The sequence below is a fragment of the Streptomonospora sp. PA3 genome (genome assembly GCF_009728995.1).
In the GTDB taxonomy this organism is placed as follows: domain Bacteria; phylum Actinomycetota; class Actinomycetes; order Streptosporangiales; family Streptosporangiaceae; genus Streptomonospora.
The window spans coordinates 1-17,447 of record NZ_VTZW01000020.1; the positions used below are offsets into that span (position 1 = coordinate 1).

At 73.5% G+C, this 17,447-nt stretch carries 13 protein-coding genes and 1 rRNA gene; 10 read left to right on the plus strand and 4 right to left on the minus strand.

The annotated features are described in order from the left end of the window. Together FZ103_RS22415 and FZ103_RS22420 are read right to left on the minus strand one after the other, a co-directional pair. Window positions 1-226: ribosomal RNA gene (locus FZ103_RS22415) — 16S ribosomal RNA — on the minus strand; the annotation flags it as partial. A 572-nt stretch (window positions 227-798) separates the two neighbouring features. Then, a complete protein-coding gene (locus FZ103_RS22420; protein WP_186356703.1) occupies window positions 799-3,150 on the minus strand; it encodes a UvrD-helicase domain-containing protein in 2,352 nt (783 codons plus the stop codon). A gap of 134 nt (window positions 3,151-3,284) precedes the next feature. Between FZ103_RS22420 and FZ103_RS22425 the strand changes: the two genes are divergently transcribed. Beyond that, entirely contained in the window at window positions 3,285-3,992 is a 708-nt protein-coding gene (locus FZ103_RS22425) for a Pr6Pr family membrane protein (RefSeq protein ID WP_156003930.1), read from the plus strand. Window positions 3,993-4,109: 117 nt separating this feature from the next. Beyond that, a complete protein-coding gene (locus FZ103_RS22430) occupies window positions 4,110-5,042 on the plus strand; it encodes a nucleoside hydrolase (RefSeq protein WP_186356704.1) in 933 nt (310 codons plus the stop codon). Between the two features lie 93 nt (window positions 5,043-5,135). Here FZ103_RS22430 and FZ103_RS22435 read toward each other — a convergent pair whose 3' ends face one another. Both FZ103_RS22435 and FZ103_RS22440 read right to left on the minus strand, forming a co-directional pair. Next, window positions 5,136-5,756, minus strand: coding sequence for a response regulator (locus FZ103_RS22435; protein WP_394350133.1), 621 nt, complete (start codon window positions 5,754-5,756; stop codon window positions 5,136-5,138). 190 nt (window positions 5,757-5,946) lie between these two features. Next, entirely contained in the window at window positions 5,947-7,182 is a 1,236-nt protein-coding gene (locus FZ103_RS22440) for an ATP-binding protein (RefSeq protein ID WP_186356705.1), read from the minus strand. 278 nt (window positions 7,183-7,460) lie between these two features. On the opposite strand from FZ103_RS22440, the gene FZ103_RS22445 reads away from it, so the two are divergent. From FZ103_RS22445 to FZ103_RS22480, 8 genes are all read left to right on the plus strand, one after another. After that, window positions 7,461-9,038: a PspC domain-containing protein gene (locus tag FZ103_RS22445; protein WP_343233662.1), complete on the plus strand. Its 1,578-nt coding sequence runs from the start codon at window positions 7,461-7,463 to the stop codon at window positions 9,036-9,038. Further along, window positions 9,025-9,246, plus strand: coding sequence for a hypothetical protein (locus tag FZ103_RS22450; protein WP_186356706.1), 222 nt, complete (start codon window positions 9,025-9,027; stop codon window positions 9,244-9,246). Before FZ103_RS22445 ends, FZ103_RS22450 begins: the two co-directional genes overlap by 14 nt. A 232-nt stretch (window positions 9,247-9,478) precedes the next feature. After that, window positions 9,479-10,048 carry a (2Fe-2S)-binding protein gene (locus FZ103_RS22455; RefSeq protein ID WP_156003936.1) on the plus strand — a complete coding sequence of 190 codons (570 nt, stop codon included), beginning with the start codon at window positions 9,479-9,481 and terminating at the stop codon, window positions 10,046-10,048. Continuing rightward, complete coding sequence (locus tag FZ103_RS22460; protein WP_156003938.1) at window positions 10,045-12,447, plus strand: xanthine dehydrogenase family protein molybdopterin-binding subunit; 2,403 nt, start codon at window positions 10,045-10,047, stop codon at window positions 12,445-12,447. Before FZ103_RS22455 ends, FZ103_RS22460 begins: the two co-directional genes overlap by 4 nt. Next, window positions 12,444-13,295, plus strand: coding sequence for a xanthine dehydrogenase family protein subunit M (locus FZ103_RS22465; RefSeq protein ID WP_156003940.1), 852 nt, complete (start codon window positions 12,444-12,446; stop codon window positions 13,293-13,295). Before FZ103_RS22460 ends, FZ103_RS22465 begins: the two co-directional genes overlap by 4 nt. A 220-nt stretch (window positions 13,296-13,515) precedes the next feature. Continuing rightward, the gene (locus FZ103_RS22470) at window positions 13,516-14,349 is read left to right on the plus strand and encodes an SRPBCC family protein (protein ID WP_156003943.1); all 834 of its coding nucleotides are present in this window, start codon (window positions 13,516-13,518) and stop codon (window positions 14,347-14,349) included. Window positions 14,350-14,746: 397 nt separating this feature from the next. Beyond that, window positions 14,747-15,127, plus strand: a complete 381-nt coding sequence (locus tag FZ103_RS22475; RefSeq protein WP_156003945.1) for a peptidase inhibitor family I36 protein — start codon at window positions 14,747-14,749, stop codon at window positions 15,125-15,127. A 126-nt stretch (window positions 15,128-15,253) separates the two neighbouring features. Next, window positions 15,254-17,422: a serine/threonine-protein kinase gene (locus FZ103_RS22480; protein ID WP_156003947.1), complete on the plus strand. Its 2,169-nt coding sequence runs from the start codon at window positions 15,254-15,256 to the stop codon at window positions 17,420-17,422. The last annotated feature ends 25 nt before the right edge of the window (window positions 17,423-17,447 follow it).

Below are 17,447 nucleotides of genomic sequence, written 5' to 3' on the forward strand. Positions count from 1 at the left end.
CCCTCCCCGACCGGAAAGAAACCTTTCCACACCCCGCCATGCGACAGGGCGTCCTATCCGGTATTAGACCGGGTTTCCCCGGCTTATCCCGGAGTCGGGGGCAGGTTGCTCACGTGTTACTCACCCGTTCGCCGCTCGTGTACCCCGAAGGGCCTTACCGCTCGACTTGCATGTGTTAAGCACGCCGCCAGCGTTCGTCCTGAGCCAGGATCAAACTCTCCATCAAAGGTCTGAACCCTGACACGACCCGGAAAAACCCACCCGACCGCGCAAACCGCGACCGAGAGGCGAACCCGGGCCCATCAAAGGAACCCCGGAACCACACCCCACACAGGGGGGCTGGTCCCACGGGGCCAAAACAAACTTGGCACAAAGTTGAACACGCGCTGTTGAGTTCTCAAGAAGCAACCGCTCATCCGGCACAAGCCCGAACCCGCCAACCGGCAGGCTCCCCAGGCTCTTCCCAAGAGACGGAATCTCCCCGCGGATTTCGGTCTTCGTCGCCTTCCCCGTGGAGAAGACCGGACCGTTCCGCGTTCTTTCTCCACTCTACCGGCTGCCGCGAGTGCTCGTGACCGTTCCGGCGAAGTCGAGTGGAGGCCCGACCCGCCCGCCGATCGTTGTCGGCGTTCGTTGCGTCGGTGTTTCCATCGTACAGGCCCCGAGACGGTGCCCGGTACGTTCCGTGATCCCGACCCGGCCGCCGGCGGCCGGTCTTCCCGGCTGCCGCGCCCCCGGCCTCCGGGCCGCGCCGGGCACAGCCGCGCGGAACCGTGCGACGCCCTGCGAACCGCGCCCTCAGAGCCGCTCGATCGGCGCGTACTTCACCACGAGGTCCTTCTCGCCGATGTCCGCGCCGAAGTCGATGCGCGCCCGGGTCTGCCCGCCCACGCCGTCGACGAGCAGCACGGTGCCCATGCCGAAGGAGTCGTGGTTGACCTTGTCGCCGGGACTGAGCGAGGGCACCTCGCTCTTCGCCTTGCGCGAGGGCGCCGGGGCGGCCCGCCCGCGCGGATGCGCCGCGGCCGCCGCCATCGCCGACGCCGCCCGGCGCCAGTCGACGAGCTCGGCCGGGACCTCGTCGAGGAAGCGCGACGGCGGGTTGAACGACGGTGCGCCCCACGCGCTGCGCACGGCGGAGCGGGTCAGATACAGCCGCTCCTGGGCGCGGGTGATGCCCACGTAGGCCAGGCGCCGCTCCTCCTCCAGCTCCGCCTTTTCGCCCAGCGTGCGCATGTGGGGGAAGACGCCGTCCTCCATGCCGGTCAGGAACACGACGGGGAACTCCAGTCCCTTGGCGGCGTGCAGCGTCATCAGCGTCACGACGCCGCCGGAGTCGTCCGCGTCGGGGATCTGGTCGGTGTCGGCCACCAGCGACACCTGCTCCAGGAAGTCGACGAGCGTGGGCTCGGGCACCGCCGCCTGCTGTTGGGCGCCCTCCTCCCGGGCGCCCTCGCCGCCGGCCGCGCCGCCCGCCGGCGCGCCGGGCTCGTCGTCTGCCGCGGCCTCCTGCGGTGCGGGCTCCTCCTCGTACAGCGGCCCGGTGAAGGTGTTCTCGAACTCGCGCGCGACCTCGACGAACTCCTCCAGGTTCTCCGCCCGGCTCTCGTCCTGCAGGTCCTTGGAGTTGGCCAGTTCGGAGAGGTACCCGGTGCGCTCCAGCACCGCCTCGACCACCTCCGAAGGCGAGCCGTCCGCGGCGACGCCGCGCAGGTCCTCCAGCAGCGCCACGAAGTCCTGGACCGCGTTCAGCGAGCGCTTGGCCATCCCGATCTCGTCGGCCCGGCGCAGTGCACGCGCGAAGGAGATCCGCTCCCGCGCCGCGAACAACTCGATCGTCTCCTCGGCGCGGTCGCCGATGCCCCGCTTGGGCACGTTGAGGATCCGCCGCAGGCTGACGGTGTCCTCCGGGTTGGCCAGTACGCGCAGGTAGGCCAGGATGTCGCGGATCTCCTTGCGCTCGTAGAAGCGCACTCCGCCGACGATCTTGTAGGGCAGCCCCGTGCGGATGAACACGTCCTCGAAGACGCGGGACTGGGCGTTGGTCCGGTAGAACACCGCCACCTCGCCCGGCGTGACGGCGCCCTCGTCGGTCAGCTTGTCGATCTCCTCGACGACGAAGGCCGCCTCTTCGTGTTCGTTGTCGGCGACATAGCCGACGATGGACGGCCCCTCGCCCTGCTGCGACCACAGGTTCTTGGCCGGGCGGTCGGGGTTGCGCTCGATCACGGCGTTGGCCGCGGTGAGGATGTTCTGCGTCGAGCGGTAGTTCTGCTCCAGCAGGATGGTCCGGGCCTGCGGGTAGTCGCGCTCGAACTCCAGGATGTTGCGGATGGTGGCGCCGCGGAAGGCGTAGATCGACTGGTCGGCGTCGCCCACCACGCACAGCTCCGAGGCCGGCACGGCCGCGCCGGGGTCGTCCTCGCCCACCAGCAGCCGCACCAGCTCGTATTGAGCGTGGTTGGTGTCCTGGTACTCGTCGACCAGGACATGGCGGAAGCGCCGCCGGTAGTGCTCGGCGACGTCGGGGAACATCTGCAGCAGGTTGACGGCGACCATGATCAGGTCGTCGAAGTCCATCGCACCGGCCTCGTGCAGGCGCTGCTGGTACAGCGCATAGGCCTCGGCGAGCTTCTTCTCCTGCTCGCTCTGCGCCTGCTCGGCGAAGGTGTCGTAGTCCACGAGCTCGTTCTTGAGGTTGGACACCTGCGCGGAGAAGGACTTGGGCGGGAAGCGCTTGGGGTCGAGGTCCAGCTCCTTGCACACGAGCTGCATCAGCCGCCGGGAGTCCGCGGCGTCGTAGATGGTGAACCCGCTGGGGTAGCCCAGCCGCCCGGCCTCGCGGCGCAGGATGCGCACGCACGCGGAGTGGAACGTCATCACCCACATGGCACCGGCGATCCGGCCGCCCAGCAGCGCCTCGATGCGCTCCTTCATCTCGGCGGCGGCCTTGTTGGTGAAGGTGATCGCCAGGACCTCGCCCGGACGGGCTCCGCGTGCGGCGAGGAGGTAGGCGATGCGGTGGGTGAGCACCCGCGTCTTGCCGGAGCCCGCACCCGCGACGATCAGCAGCGGGCTGCCGGCGTGGGTGACGGCTTCGCGCTGCGGGGCGTTGAGACCTTCGAGAAGCTGCTCTTGGGAGGACGACACGTCCCCCAGGTTACGGCGGTCGACCGGTGTCCGTATCCGCTCCCGGGTGCGCCGGTTCCCGGGCCGGGTCGGCCGCTCGCCGGGCCGTCGGTAGCGTCGGGCGAGGGAGCGCGAGAGGAGAGGGGGACGCGCCGATGCCGGCCGCCATCGGGCTGTACCGGGCCATCGCGGTGCTCGCTGCCGCCGCCGGGATCGCGCTGGAGCTGGCCCGCTCCCAGTCGCCGCACCCCTTCGTCTTCTTCACCGTGCAGAGCAACGCCCTGCTGGCGGTGTGCTTCGCGTTCGCCGCGTGGTCGGCCTGGCGCCGCCGGGCGGGCCCGCCCGGCGGCCTCAAGGGCGCGGTCACCCTCTACATCCTCATCACCGGCCTGGTCTTCAACCTGATCCTGGCCGACGCGCCCACGCAGGCGCCGCCCGCCGGCGCCGGGCGGATCGCCGGCGAGTCGTGGTGGACCGTGGACTCCAGCGACCTGCTGCATGCGGTGACGCCCATCATGGCCGCCGCCGACTTCCTGCTGTTCGACCGGCACGGGCGGATGCGCTGGTACCACGCGGCCGTGTGGCTGGCCTATCCGCTGGCCTACGCCGTGTTCACCACGCTCCGGGGCGCCCTCCTCCCCGGAGCGGGCTACCCCTACTTCTTCGTCGACGTATCGCTGCTGGGCTACGCCGGGCTGCTGCGCAGCGTGCTCGCTTACGGCACCGCGTTCCTGGCGCTGGGTGCGGTGCTGGTGGCCCTCGACCGGCTGCTGGGCGCGCCGGCGCCCGAGCGGGTCCTGGCGCGGGTGCGCGGTGAGCGGGCCGCGCAGACGGCGGCCGCCGCCGTATCGGGTGTCCGCTGACCGCAGGCGCGGCCCGCCGCCGGTGTTGTCTAGGCTTGTCCGTGCAAATGCCCGCTTCGGCCGTGCGCATCGGGTGACGGCCGGCGCGGCGGGACGCGCGGCAGAAGGGTTACAGGGGTGCGAATCTACGTCGACTGCGATCCGGGGATCGACGACGCGTTGGCGCTGGCCTACCTGACGGCCGAGTCCGACGTCGAGCTGGTGGGCGTGGGTTCGGTCTTCGGCAACAACTTCGTGGAGACGACCACGGACAACGCGCTGCGGCTGCTCGAACTCTACGGCCGCCCGGAGGTGCCGGTGGCGCGCGGCACGGGGCGCGCGCTGGCCCAGCCGCCGCGGGCGGCCAAGGCCGTGCACGGCGAGAACGGGCTGGGCGATGTGGAGCTGCCCGAGCCCGCCGCCGCACCGGTGGAGCAGTCGGCGGCCGAACTGCTGGTGGATCGCGCACGGTCGGCTCCGGGAACCGTCGACGTGCTGGCACTGGGGCCGCTGACCAATCTGGCCCTGGCGCTGAGCATCGAGCCGGCGCTGCCCGAGCTGCTGGGGCGCGTGGTGATCATGGGCGGGGCCGTTCGCCACCCCGGCAACACCACGCCCTGGGCGGAGGCCAACATCGCCGCCGACCCGGAGGCCGCTGAGGCCGTGCTGGGGGCCGGGTTCGACGCCGCACTGGTCGCGCTCGACGTCACGATGCGCACCGTGGCGACCGGCGCCTGGCTGGACGGGCTGTCGGGGATCGCCGGCCGCCGGGCGCAGACGACGGCGGAGTTCCTGCGGTTCTACACCGACTGGTACACGCGGGTGTTCGGGGTGCGCCAGTGCGCCATGCACGACCCGCTGGCCGCCGCGGTCCTGCTCGACCGCGAACTGGTGACCGACGCCGAGGAGATCCCGGTGCGCGTGGAGCTGCGGGGCGAGTACACCCGCGGCCAGACCATCGCCGACCTGCGCCCCAACCGCGACCTCGGCGACCAGCGCCCGGCGGTGACCCTGGTGGGCGGCGTCGACGGCGACGCGTTCTTCAAACGCATGACCGACGCCCTGCGCTGAGCCCCTTACCTGGCGGCGGTCTTGTACCCAGCGTCATTGTGAGCGATCGCAAGCGACTCCAGGTACAGGATCGCCGCCGAATCGGGGGGCCGCCTACACCAGCCGGCGCGCCGTGGCCCAGCGGCTGAGTTCGTGGCGGTTGGAGAGCTGGAGTTTGCGCAGGACCGAGGAGACGTGGGTCTCGACCGTCTTCACCGAGATGAACAGCTCCTTGGCGACTTCCTTGTAGGCGTAGCCGCGGGCGATGAGCCGCAGCACCTCGCGTTCGCGCTGGGTGAGCCGGTCCAGTTCGGGGTCCATGGGCGGGGCGTCGGTGGCCGAGAACGCGTCGAGGACGAATCCGGCCAGGCGCGGGGAGAAGACGGCGTCGCCGTCGGCGACGCGGACGATGGCGTCGGCGAGCTCGCGGCCGGAGATGGTCTTGGTGACGTAGCCGCGGGCCCCGCCCCGGACGACTCCGATGACGTCCTCGGCGGCGTCGGAGACCGACAGCGCGAGGAACCGGATCTCGGGGTTGCGGGGCAGGATGCGGCGCAGGACCTCGCTGCCGCCCCCGCCGGGCAGGTGGACGTCCAGCAGCACCAGGTCCGGCCGCTTCTCGGTGATGACCTCGACGGCGCTGTCGACGTCGCCGGCCTCGCCGATGACGTCGACGGCGTCGCCGAGCTCGCCGCGGACCCCGCTGCGGAACAGCCGGTGGTCGTCCACGATCACGACGCGGGGCGGGGTGCCGGACTCGGCGAATCCAGGGGGGTTCTCGCCCGTGCTCTCGCCGATGTTCTCGCCGATGTTCTCGCCGGTGCTCTCGTCTGCCACACCAGGGACTCTACCCACGGCGCCCCCGCCGCGGGCATCACGTGCCCGGGTCCGGCCACACCCGGCCGTGCGCGGCCGCTACCCGCCGCTACCCGGCCGGCTCCTGGCGGCGCGGCATCCGCAGCTGCACCTCCGTGCCCTCGCCGGGCGCGGTGCGGATGCGGGCGCTGCCGCCGTGGCGCTCCATGCGGCCGAGGATGGAGCCGCGCACGCCCATGCGGTCCTCGGGGACGGCGTCGAGGTCGAATCCGGCGCCGCGGTCGCGCACGAAGACGAGCACCTCCTCGGGATCGACCTCACCGAAGACCGAGATGGCGTCGCTGCCGGCGTACTTGGAGGCGTTGACCATGGCCTCGCGGGCGGCGCGCAGTTCGGCGTGGATGCCGTCGTCGATGGGGCAGTCGCCCACGCAGACCACCTCGATGGGTACTCCGTGCGTCTCCTCGACCTCGGCGGCCACCCGTTCCAGCGCCGCCTTGACCGTGGTCTCGGCGTCGGCGGGCCGCTGGTAGAGCCAGCTGCGCAGGGCGCGCTCCTGCACCCGGGCCAGGCGCTGCACCTCGCGCGGATCCTCGGCGCGGCGCTGGATGAGGGTGAGGGTGTGCAGCACGGAGTCGTGGATGTGGGCGGCCAGTTCGGCGCGCTCCTGGCTGCGGATGCGCTCGCGGCGCTCCTTGTCGCGCTCGCGCACCAGTCCGATGATCCACGGCGCGGCGATCAGGGAGATCCCGGCGATGATGGTGGCGGCGAAGGTGAGTCCGGCGCGGGCCTCGCTGAGCTGCTGCTGGAAGACGAGGAAGCCGATGGCGCCGATGACGACGAGCAGGATTCCGGCGCCGGTGCGGGCCCAGCTCTTGCTGCTCTGGGCCAGCACCGAGGTCGACATCCACTCCTCGCGCAGCGCCGGGTTGGCCTGCTGCCAGAGGATGGTGGCGCCGATCGCGCCGAAGATGATGAACCACAGGACCGGTTCGAACCAGCCGCCGAAGAGCAGGGCGAGCATGCCCAGGCCGCCGGCGAGTGCGCAGTAGGCGATCAACTGGCTGATGTCGCGGCCCTTGCGCCCGGCCTCGCTTTGCGGGTCCTCGCCGGCCGCCGGCGCATCGGCGTCCTCGGCGTCCTCGACGGGGACGAACAGCACCAGGACGATGTAGACGGCGATGCCGACCCCGCCGAAGCACAGGGCCAGCAGCGCCAGCCGGGTCACGACGGCGTCGATGCCCAGGTGCCGGGCCAGGCCCGCGCCAACGCCGGCGACCAGGCGTCCGCGGCGCGGGCGCACCAGCCGCGGCGTCTGCGCTGGGCGGCTCGCCGTCTCGGTCACCGTGTCCGTGCCTTCCCCCTACGAGCGTGCGCGCGCCGGACGCGCGCGTTCGGGGCGGTGCCGGCCGCGCCTCCTGCGGAAGGCGGCGCGGCCGTGCGCGCCCGTTCGACTCCAGGATGCCTCTCCCGGCGTCTGCGCGGCATCAGGGACGTGCCCCCGGTCTTGCCGAGCGGCGTCTCAGGGTGGGGTCAGGGTCGTTCCCGATGGGCGCCGACGCAGGTGAGCGGGGAAGATGGGAGCATGCGGCAGACCTGTCGGCCGGGGACGGAAAGGGCGCGGTGAACGAGAGCGGGCGAGCAGAGGACGGCGCGGCGCGCGCCTCCGGTGCGGAGGACTCCGCGGCGGCGGACGCCCCTGCGTCGGAGGAAGCGCCCGTCGGTCCCGCCGCGGGCCCGCCTCCGCCGCCGGGCCCCGGCGATGCGCCGGTGCGCCGGGAGCTGGCCCGCGACAACGAGCGCGGCCTGGTCACCGGGGTGTGCGCCGGCCTGGGCGCCTACACCGGGATCGACCCCGTCGTGTGGCGGGTGGGCTTCGCGATCACCGGCCTGGCCGGGTTCACCGGTGTGCTGCTGTATGTGGGCGCGTGGATGGCGATGCGCGACTCCGAGCGCGGCCCGGCGATGTTCGAGCAGCTGCTGAACCGGCGCATCGACGACCGGGCGGTGCCGGCCCTGCTGGGCCTGGGCGTGGCCGGGGCCGTGGCGCTGAGTTTGATCGGCGGGGTGGGCTGGGGGACCCTCATGCTCGCGACCCCGCTGATCCTGGGGGCACTGGTGGCCCACAACCGCGGCGTCGACCTGCGCCGCGTCTACCGGGAGCTCCCGGGGCTGCTGAAGTCGGGTGAGCCGCCGCCGGCCACCCCGGCGCCCGAGCCCAAGCCCGCCTACTACAACCCGGCCCAGCCCTGGGCGCAGGCTCCCCCGGGTCCGGTGGACCTGGCGGTGGTGGCGGGCGGCGAGCGCGCGGGCGGTGCGGACGCGGCACCGCGGCAGGAGGCCGCGCCGCCCGAGGCCGATACCGCGGGCGGCGGGGGCGCCGCCTGCCGTCCGCCCTTCGCCGGGACCGGCCGGCTGGAGCGCAGGCTCGCCGCGCGGGAGCGCCGCCGGCAGCGCAGGTACCGGCGCCGGGCCGCACGGGGGGTGCGGCTGCTCGGCTTCGTGTGGTGGGCGATCGTCGCGGCGGCCGCGATCACCCTCGGCGCGACGTCCACCCCGGTGGTCGAGGCGCTGCTGGGCCCGAGCACCGGTCCGATCTTCCTCGGGAGTGTGGTCGTGATCGTGGGGATCGCCGCCGTAGTGGGGACCTGGGTCGGCGACCCGCGCGGCCTCATCGCCGTCGGGACGGTGGCGGCGGTGCTGCTGGTGGCTTCGGCCGCGGTGGACCTGTCGAGCCTGCGCCTGGGTGCGACGCACTGGCGCCCGGACTCCGCGGCGGCGGCCGCAGGCCCGTATGCGCTGACCGGCGGCCATGGGCGGCTGGACCTGACGCGGCTGCCGCTGGAGCCGGGGCAGCGGGTGGAGGTCGGCGCCGAGGTCGCCTTCGGCGGGATGACCGTGCTGGTTCCCCGCGACGCCCGGGTCGAGGTGCGCGGCCGGGCCGCGTTCGGGGAGATCCGCATCGGCGACACGGTGCGCTGGGGTACGGGACTGGACGTGCGCCGCACGCTGGAACCGGCGGGCGCCTCCGCGGCGGCGGGCAGCGGCGCCGGCGGGCAGCGGATCGACCGCGGCGCGGACGGCGGCCGGGAGCGGCCCTCGGGCGGGGACCGGGAGCAGGAGGCGGGTGAGCCGCCGGTACTCGTGGTCGATCTGGTCTCCCGTGTTGGCGACATGGAGGTGCGGCGTGCGCCGTCGTAGGACCGACTGGGGATCGCTGATCGCCGGAATCCTGTTCGTCGCCCTGGGGGCGTCGTTCATCGTCGCCGGGCCCTCGCGCTGGGGCTTCGACGCGGTCTGGCTCATTCCGGTGCTGGCCGTGGGCCTCGGTGTCGCCGGGATCGCCCGCGCGCTGTCGGCGTCGCGCGACCGCCGCCGGCTCCGCGAGCACGGCGGCGCCGACGACTGATCCTCCCCTGCGGCCGCATTCGACCGCCCTCCTACACCGCTGCGCGCCGGCCCCCGACACGCCGGGGCGCCGGGCCGCGCCCCCGCTCCCGGCCGTGCGCGCGGCCCGGGAGTCCTTTCCGAAGAAGTTGCGGAAAGGGGCCTGGATAGCCCAGACCCCGTGTTTTACCGTGGTCGGACCTCCCATGACCAGTAGTTCTGATGAGGCCACTACTTGAGGAGGTCTTGGCCCCATGCCACACATCCGCGTAACAGTCGACGGCGTCAGCTACGACGATCAGGTCGAAGCGCGCCGGCTCCTCGTCCACTATCTGCGTGAGCAGCTGGGCAAGGTGGGCACCCCGGTCGGGTGCGACACCACCAACTGCGGAGCCTGCACGGTCCTGATGGACGGGCGGTCCGTGAAGAGCTGCTCGGTCCTCGCCTGCCAGGCCGACGGCCACGACATCACCACCGTCGAGGGGCTGTCCTCCGACGGCGACCTGCACCCGATGCAGCGGGCGTTCCACGAGAACCACGCCCTGCAGTGCGGCTACTGCACGCCGGGCATGATGATCGCCGCGCTCGACCTGCTGCGGGACAACCCCGATCCCAGCGACGACGAGATCCGCGAGGGCCTCGAAGGCAACATGTGCCGGTGCACCGGTTACGTCAACATCGTGCGGGCGGTGCGCGACGCCGCGGCCGTGCTGCGCGCCCAGGCCGCGGCGCCCGGGTCCGAGCCGCGCGCCGGGGTCCCGCCCCAGGTGACGCCCGACCAGGAACCGGCTCGGCAGACCGCGAGCGGAGGTGCTGCGTCATGACCACGGCACCGGAGGCCCCGGGCACCGACCAGGTCGGCAGTCCGCGCCTGCGCAAGGAGGACGCCCGGCTGATCACCGGGCAGACCAACTGGACCGACAACATCCAGCAGACGGGCATGCTGCACGTGGCGTTCCTGCGCAGCCCGCACGCCCACGCCCGCATCACCTCGGTGGACACCTCGGCGGCGCGGCAGCAGCCCGGCGTGGTGGCGGCGTTCAGCGGGGCCGACTTCGCGGGCGAGCAGGGCAGCCTGCCGTGCGCGTGGCCGGTCACCGAGGACATGGCGCTGCCCGAGCACCCGCCCATGGCCGTTGACGAGGTCCGCTACGTCGGCGAGGCCGTGGCGTGCGTGGTGGCCCGCGACTCCTACGCGGCGGCGGATGCGCTCGAAGCGATCGACATCGAGTACGAACCGCTGCCGGCCGTCGTCGACATGGAGGCGGCACTGGCCGAGGGCTCTCCGCTCGTGCACGAGGGCTCGGGCCAGGGGCAGGGCAGCAACAAGGCGTTCGTGTGGCCGTTCACCGCCGGCGACGTCGACTCCGCGTTCGAGGGCGCCGACGTCGTCCTGACCCGCCGCTACCACCAGCAGCGGCTGATCCCCGCGGCGATGGAGCCCCGCTCGGTGGTCTGCCGTCCCGACGGCGACGCGTTCACGCTGTGGTCGGCCACCCAGATCCCGCACATCCTGCGGCTGATGCTGGCCATGACCACGGGGATCCCCGAGCACAAGATCCGCGTCATCGCGCCGGACGTGGGCGGCGGCTTCGGGTCGAAGCTGCAGGTGACCGCGGAGGAGGTGCTGGCGCTGCTGCTGGCCCGGCGGCTGCGCAAGCCCGTCAAGTGGACCGAGACCCGCACGGAGGGGTTCCAGACCACCCACCACGGGCGCGACCAGATCCAGGACGTGTCCATCGCGGCCGACGCCGACGGCCGCATCCGCGGTCTCAAGGTGGACCTGCTGGCCGACATGGGCGCCTACATGATGCTGGTGACACCGGGCGTTCCGGTGCTGGGCGCGTTCATGTTCCCGGGCATCTACAAGATGGACGCCTACTCCTTCAGCTGCACCGGAGTGTTCACCACGAAGATGCCCACCGACGCCTACCGCGGCGCGGGGCGCCCCGAGGCGACCTACGCCATCGAGCGGATCGTCACCGAGCTCGCCGACGAGATCGGGATGGACCCGGTCGAGCTGCGGCGGCGCAACTGGATCACCCACGAGGAGTTCCCGCACACCGGCGTCGCCGGGCTCACCTACGACTCCGGCAACTACGAGGCCGCGACCGACCGGGCGATGGAGCTGTTCGGCTACGACGACCTGCGCGCCGAGCAGCGCCGGCGCCGCGAGAGCGGCGACCCGGTGCAGCTGGGCATCGGCGTCTCCACCTACACCGAGATGTGCGGCCTGGCCCCCTCGCGGGTCCTGGGCCAGCTGTCCTACGGCGCCGGCGGCTGGGAGAACGCATCGGTGCGGATGCTGCCCACCGGCAAGGTCGAGGTCGTGACGGGTTCCAGCGCGCACGGGCAGGGGCACGTCACCGCCTGGAGCCAGATCGTCGCCGACAAGCTCGGGGTGCCCTTCGAGGACGTCGAGGTGCTGCACGGCGACACCCGGGTCTCGCCCAAGGGCATGGACACCTACGGCTCGCGTTCGCTCGTGGTGGGCGGCACGGCCGTGGTCGAGGCCTGCGACCGGGTGCTGGAGAAGGCCCGCAAGCTGGCGGCGCACATGATGGAGGCCGACGAGGACGACCTGGAGTTCACCGACGGGCGGTTCACCGTCCGCGGCACCCAGAGCCCCGCGACCAGCGTGCAGGAGGTGGCACTGGCGGCGTTCGCCGCGCACGACCTGCCGGAGGGCGCCGAGGCGTCGCTGGACGCCGACGCCACGTTCGATCCGGAGAACTTCTCCTTCCCGCACGGCACGCACCTGTGCGCGGTCGAGGTCGACACCGAGACCGGCGAGGTGCGGCTGCGCGCCTACACGGCGGTGGACGACGTGGGCACGGTCGTCAACCCGCTGATCGTGGACGGGCAGGTGCACGGCGGGCTGGCGCAGGGCATCGCCCAGGCGCTGTACGAGGAGGCCGTGCACGACGCCGACGGCAACCTGGTGACCTCGACGCTGGCCGACTACCTGGTGCCCACTGCGGCGGACCTGCCGGACTTCACCACCGATCGCACGGTCACCCCGTCGACGACCAACCCGCTGGGCGCCAAGGGCGTCGGGGAGGCGGGCACCATCGCCTCGACGCCGGCGGTGGTGGGCGCGATCGTCGACGCGCTGCGGCCCTTCGGGGTGCAGGACCTGCGGATGCCGTGCACGCCGCAGCGGGTGTGGCGGGCCATCGCCGATGCGCGCGAGGCGGCCCGGAGCGAGGGAGGACAGCGATGATCCCGGCACAGTTCGACTACGTGCGGCCCGGCGACGTGGCCGAGGCGGTGCGGGTGCTCGCCGACAGCGACGAGCCCAAGGTGATGGCGGGCGGGCAGAGCCTGACACCGCTGCTGCGGTTCCGGCTGGCCTACCCCGACGTGGTGGTGGACCTGAGCGGGCTGACCGAGCTGCGCGGCGTCACCGACGACGGCGAGTGGCTGCGGATCGGCGCGATGACCACGCACGACGAGGTCATGAACAACCCGATGGTGGCGGCGCACTGCGCGCTGCTGTCCCTGGCCACCCGCACCGTCGCCGACCCGGCCGTGCGCCACCGCGGGACGATCGGGGGCTCGCTGGCCCACGCCGACCCCGCGGGCGACCTGCCCGCGGTCGCCCTCGCCCTGGACGCGGAGTTCCTGGTGAGCGGTGAGGACGGGGAGCGCACAGTGCCGGCGTCGGAGTTCTTCCTGGACTACCTGACGACGGCGCTGGACGTCGGCGACGTGCTGACGGCGGTGCGGTTCCCCAAGATGGGCGGCTGGGGCTTCCACTACGAGAAGTTCTCGCAGGCGGCGCAGGCGTGGGCGGTCGTGGGCGTCGCGGCGGCGGTCCGGCGCGACGACGGCACCGTCACCGAGGCGCGCGTGGGGCTGACGAACATGGGCAGCACGCCGGTGCGGGCGAGCGAGGTCGAGGCGGCCTGCCGGGGCGTCCCGGCGCGGCTGGAAACCCTGCGGGAGGCCGCGCAGTCGGCCGACGCCGGCACCGATCCGCCCAACGACCTCAGCGCGCAGGCCGACTACCGGCGCCACCTGGCGCGCGTCCTCACCGGCCGGGCGCTGGCCAAGGCGGCGGGAATCTGACGCCGCGGGCGGCGAAGCCCGCCCGCCGGACCGGGCCGACCGCCCAGGCGGTCGGCCCGCCCTGTTCGGTGCGGGTTGCGGGCCTGGGGGACGCGGCGCGCCCGCGTCCTTCGTTAGGGGCGGGGCGGGCGGGTAGTAACCCCGTTCGAGGCGCACGCGCGCGGGGCACATGGAGAGCGGAGCCGATGACGTCGAACGCTGCAGGAAGGCGGCGCTGCGAATGAGCACGCGGTTGAACAACCGGTTCACGGTACCGGTGCCTGTGGACCAGGCCTGGGACGTGCTGTTGGACGTCGAGCGGGTCGCACCGTGCATGCCGGGGGCCACCCTCGAGTCCGTCGAGGGCGACAGCATGACGGGCAAGGTCCGGGTCAAGGTCGGCCCGATCACCGTGACGTACCGGGGCGAGGCCCACTTCACCGAGGTCAACGCCGACGAGCGCCGGGTGGAGCTGCACGCGGGCGGCAAGGAGGCGCGCGGATCGGGCACCGCGTCGGCCACGGTGACCGCCCGGCTGCACGACCAGGGGGACGGCACCACGGAGGTGACTGTCGACACCGACTTCACCGTCACCGGCCGCGTGGCCCAGTTCGGGCGCGGTGTCATGGCCGACGTCAGCGCGAAGCTGGTGGACAGGTTCGCCGAGAACCTCGCCGCCGAGCTGGTCGGCCCCGAGCGCGAGCAGGTGACCGCGGGCCGCACCGGCGCCGAGGGGGCCGCGGCCCAGGGCGGCGGCGGGTCGTCGTCCGGGCAGGCACCGGCGGGCGCGTCCGGGGCCGAGTCGGGCACGTCGGCCGACGCGGTCGTGCCGCCGCAGGCGGGCGAGCCGAGCGGCGCCGCACGGTCCGGCGGCACCGCGGAGGCCGACCGGTCCCAGGGGTCGAGGTCGGACTCCCGATCGGACGCCCCCGAGATGCGCCCGCGAGACGACAGCATCGACCTGTTCTCCACCGTGGGCATCCCGGTCCTCAAGCGCGCGCTACCGGTGGTCGGGGTCCTGGCCCTGCTGGCCGTCGTCTTCAGCTGGCTGCGCAGGCGCCGAAGGAACAGGTGATACGGCGGTCTCGGCCGGGCCCGCCGCCGTTGGGCCCCTCCTCCGGCGGGTTCGGCCGGGAAGAGCCGGGACCCCGCGGCTCGGTTCCGGTGCCCGCCGGGACCGGCAGGCGATGAGGACGGCGACGGCCGGGAGAGCCGTACCGGCCCCCGCAGCTCCCACGCCCCGATGCGTCCGCCGGTCCGCGCCGAATCGTGCCCCGGCCGCTCCCAGGGGCCGGGCCCGCTCTCGGCGCCGATAGCGGTCCCGGTGGCGCCCGCGGCGGCGGAGACGGGAACGGAACCCTCTCCGAAAGCGCCGCCGTGACCGGATCCGGCATTCGGCCGCTGACCCGTCGACACGGCCGCGCGCATGGGGCACGCTGGCTGCGAGGCCGCCCGAGCGAAAGGCAACCCCCATGCGCGGACACCTTCGTGCGGCTCTCCTCGCCGCCGCCACCGCCGCTCTCGCGGCCGCTCTCGCGGCCGCTCCGCTGACCGCTTCGGCCGACGACTCCTTCACACAGCGGCCCCCGGACTGCGAGCCGGGGAGCATCTGCGGCTACACCGGCTACGGCTTCACCGGCGAAACGATCCACCTGCCGGCGGGTGCGGGCTGCGTCACCCCCAAGGCCCCGCTGCGCTCGATCGCCAACACCTACGGCAGCCCCGGCATCCCCGCCGCGGCCCTGCTCTACTCGGGGCCCGGCTGCACGGGCTCCGTCATCGACAACGCGGGCCAGGAAGAGGCCATCCCCTACCTGATACCGGACGCCCAGAGCGTCATGCTCGCCTGGTGACGACCGCTCCGCCTCCCGTGGTCCGGGCGCGCGGCCTGCGCCCGGGCCACGGCCGCATCCGCGGAATCCCCGCCGCGCACTAGGATCGCCACGCGGATCGGTCGGCGAACGGAATGGACCCCATCGATGAGTGCGCAGTCCGGGGCCGGTGCGCCCCTTCCCCCAGAACTGCGGCCCCTGGACGACGCCGATCCACGGCGGATCGGCCCCTACACCGTCGTCGGCCGGCTCGGCGCCGGCGGGATGGGGACGGTCTTCGGCGCCCTCGACGACACCGGCGCATGCATCGCGGTCAAGGTCGTCCACGACAAGTACGCCCACGACGAGGCGTTCCGCGCGGCCTTCGCTCAAGAGGTCGCGCTGATGCGCCGCATCCAGGGCGTCTACGCGCTCGCCGTGCACGCGGCCGACACCGAGGCGGCCCGGCCGTGGGTGGCCACCGATTTCGTGCCGGGTGTCACGCTGCGCGCGCACGTGGAGCGCGATGGGCCGCTGGCTCCGGACGTGCTGTTCTCGTTCGCCGCCGGCACCGCTGAAGCGCTCACCGCCGTCCACGCGGCCGGGGTCGTGCACTGCGACGTCAAGCCGGGCAACGTGATGCTGACCCCGGACGGGCCGCGGCTTCTGGACTTCGGGATCGCGCGCCCGGCAAGCCGGAGCGCCGCCGGGCGCGCCGCCGGCCGGGCGTTCGGCTCCCCGGGGTGGGTGAGCCCGGAGCGCTACCGGGGCGCCGAGCCCGAACCGCCGGCCGACGTGTTCGCGTGGGGCTGCCTCGTCGCCTACGCGGCCACCGGACGTCCGCCGTTCGGCAGGGGCGGCGCCGACCTGCTGCGCCGCCGCGTTCTGGAGTCCGGGCCCGATCTCGACGGCGTACCGGGTGAACTGCGGCCGATCGTCGAAATGGCGGTCGCCCCCGATCCCGCGCAGCGCCCGACAGCGGAGAGCGTCTACCGCGGGCTGATCGACTTCGCCACGCCCGAAGACACCTCGCAGATGCAGACGCGGGACCTCGGCGGGCGGCTGCGCGGCATCGTCGCCCGCAGCTGGCCCCGCATCGACGTCAGCTGGCACGACCCCGCGCTGTGGGTGGCCGCCGCTCCCGTCGTCGCCGCGGCGGGCACGGGTCTGGCGGCGGGCTCGGCGCTCGCCGGCGCCGGCACGGCCGGCAGCGGCGCGGCGGCGGCCGGCGGTGCGGGCGCCGCCGCGGCGGGCAGCGCGGGTGCCGGGGGCGCCGTCACCGCCGCGGGCATCGCCGGCGGGACCAAGATCGCCGCCGTCGCGGCGTCGGCGGTCCTGGTCGTCGGCGGAGTCAGCGCCGGCGCCTACCTCGCCGCCCCGATGCTCGCCGATTCCGGCGCGCCCCAGCCGTCGCCGAGTCCGTCCCCCTCGCCGACGCTGGGCCCGCCCGCGGAGATCGTCGCCGGGATCGTCGAGAACCTGGAATCCGCGGACAGCTACCGCGCCGTCGAGTCCACGGTGTACAACGACGGGCTCCCCGGCACCTTCGAGTACGTCCACACGGCGGTGGGCGGCGAGCCGGTTTTCCAGACGGTGGAGATCGCGGGCACCCCCGACGACCCGGAGTTCGCCACGGACCGGATCTACCGCCCGGAGCTGCAGCGCCTGATCGAGCGCACGTGGACCGGCGGTGCGGGCGACAGCAGCGCGTCCCACACCGCCGTTCCGGGGCCCCTGGAGGAGGACACCGTCTCCCGGCACTCGCGCGACCCCGTGCTCGCACCGTTCACCGGCCTGGCCGACTCGATGGAGGCGACCGAGCGCACCGAAACCGATCTGGACGGGACGCCGTCCGTGCGCATCGCCGGGACGTTCGACCTTCCCGTCACCGGGGCCGCCGCGCAAAGTCCGCCGCGGGTCGGGTTCGAGCTGTGGACCGGCCTGGACGGCCTGCCGCTGCGGCTCGACTACGAGTACGCCCCCGAGGACGACCCCCTGGCCGGATTCACGCGGAGCTGGACCTACAGCGGATTCGGCGGGCTGGAGACCCGCCTCTGCGGCGCGATCGAGGGCGTCCCCCGCGTCGACCGCGCCCTGCTGGTGCCCACGGTCGGCGAGATCGCCTGCGGCGAGGCGCGCGCCGCGGTGGAGGAGTACCTGGCGATCCCCGATGAGCAGAAGGAGGGCACCGGCTACATCGCCGAGGTCAGCGGGGGCTGGACCTGCGGCCTGAGCACCACGGCGGAGGTGCTGGAGCGGCGCAGCGAGAACGCCGGGACCTGCTACGCCGGCGAACTGGGTGCCGCGGAGCGGGTCGACTTCCTCCGGCTGGACTGACGGGCGGCGCCGGCCCGGGCGGAAC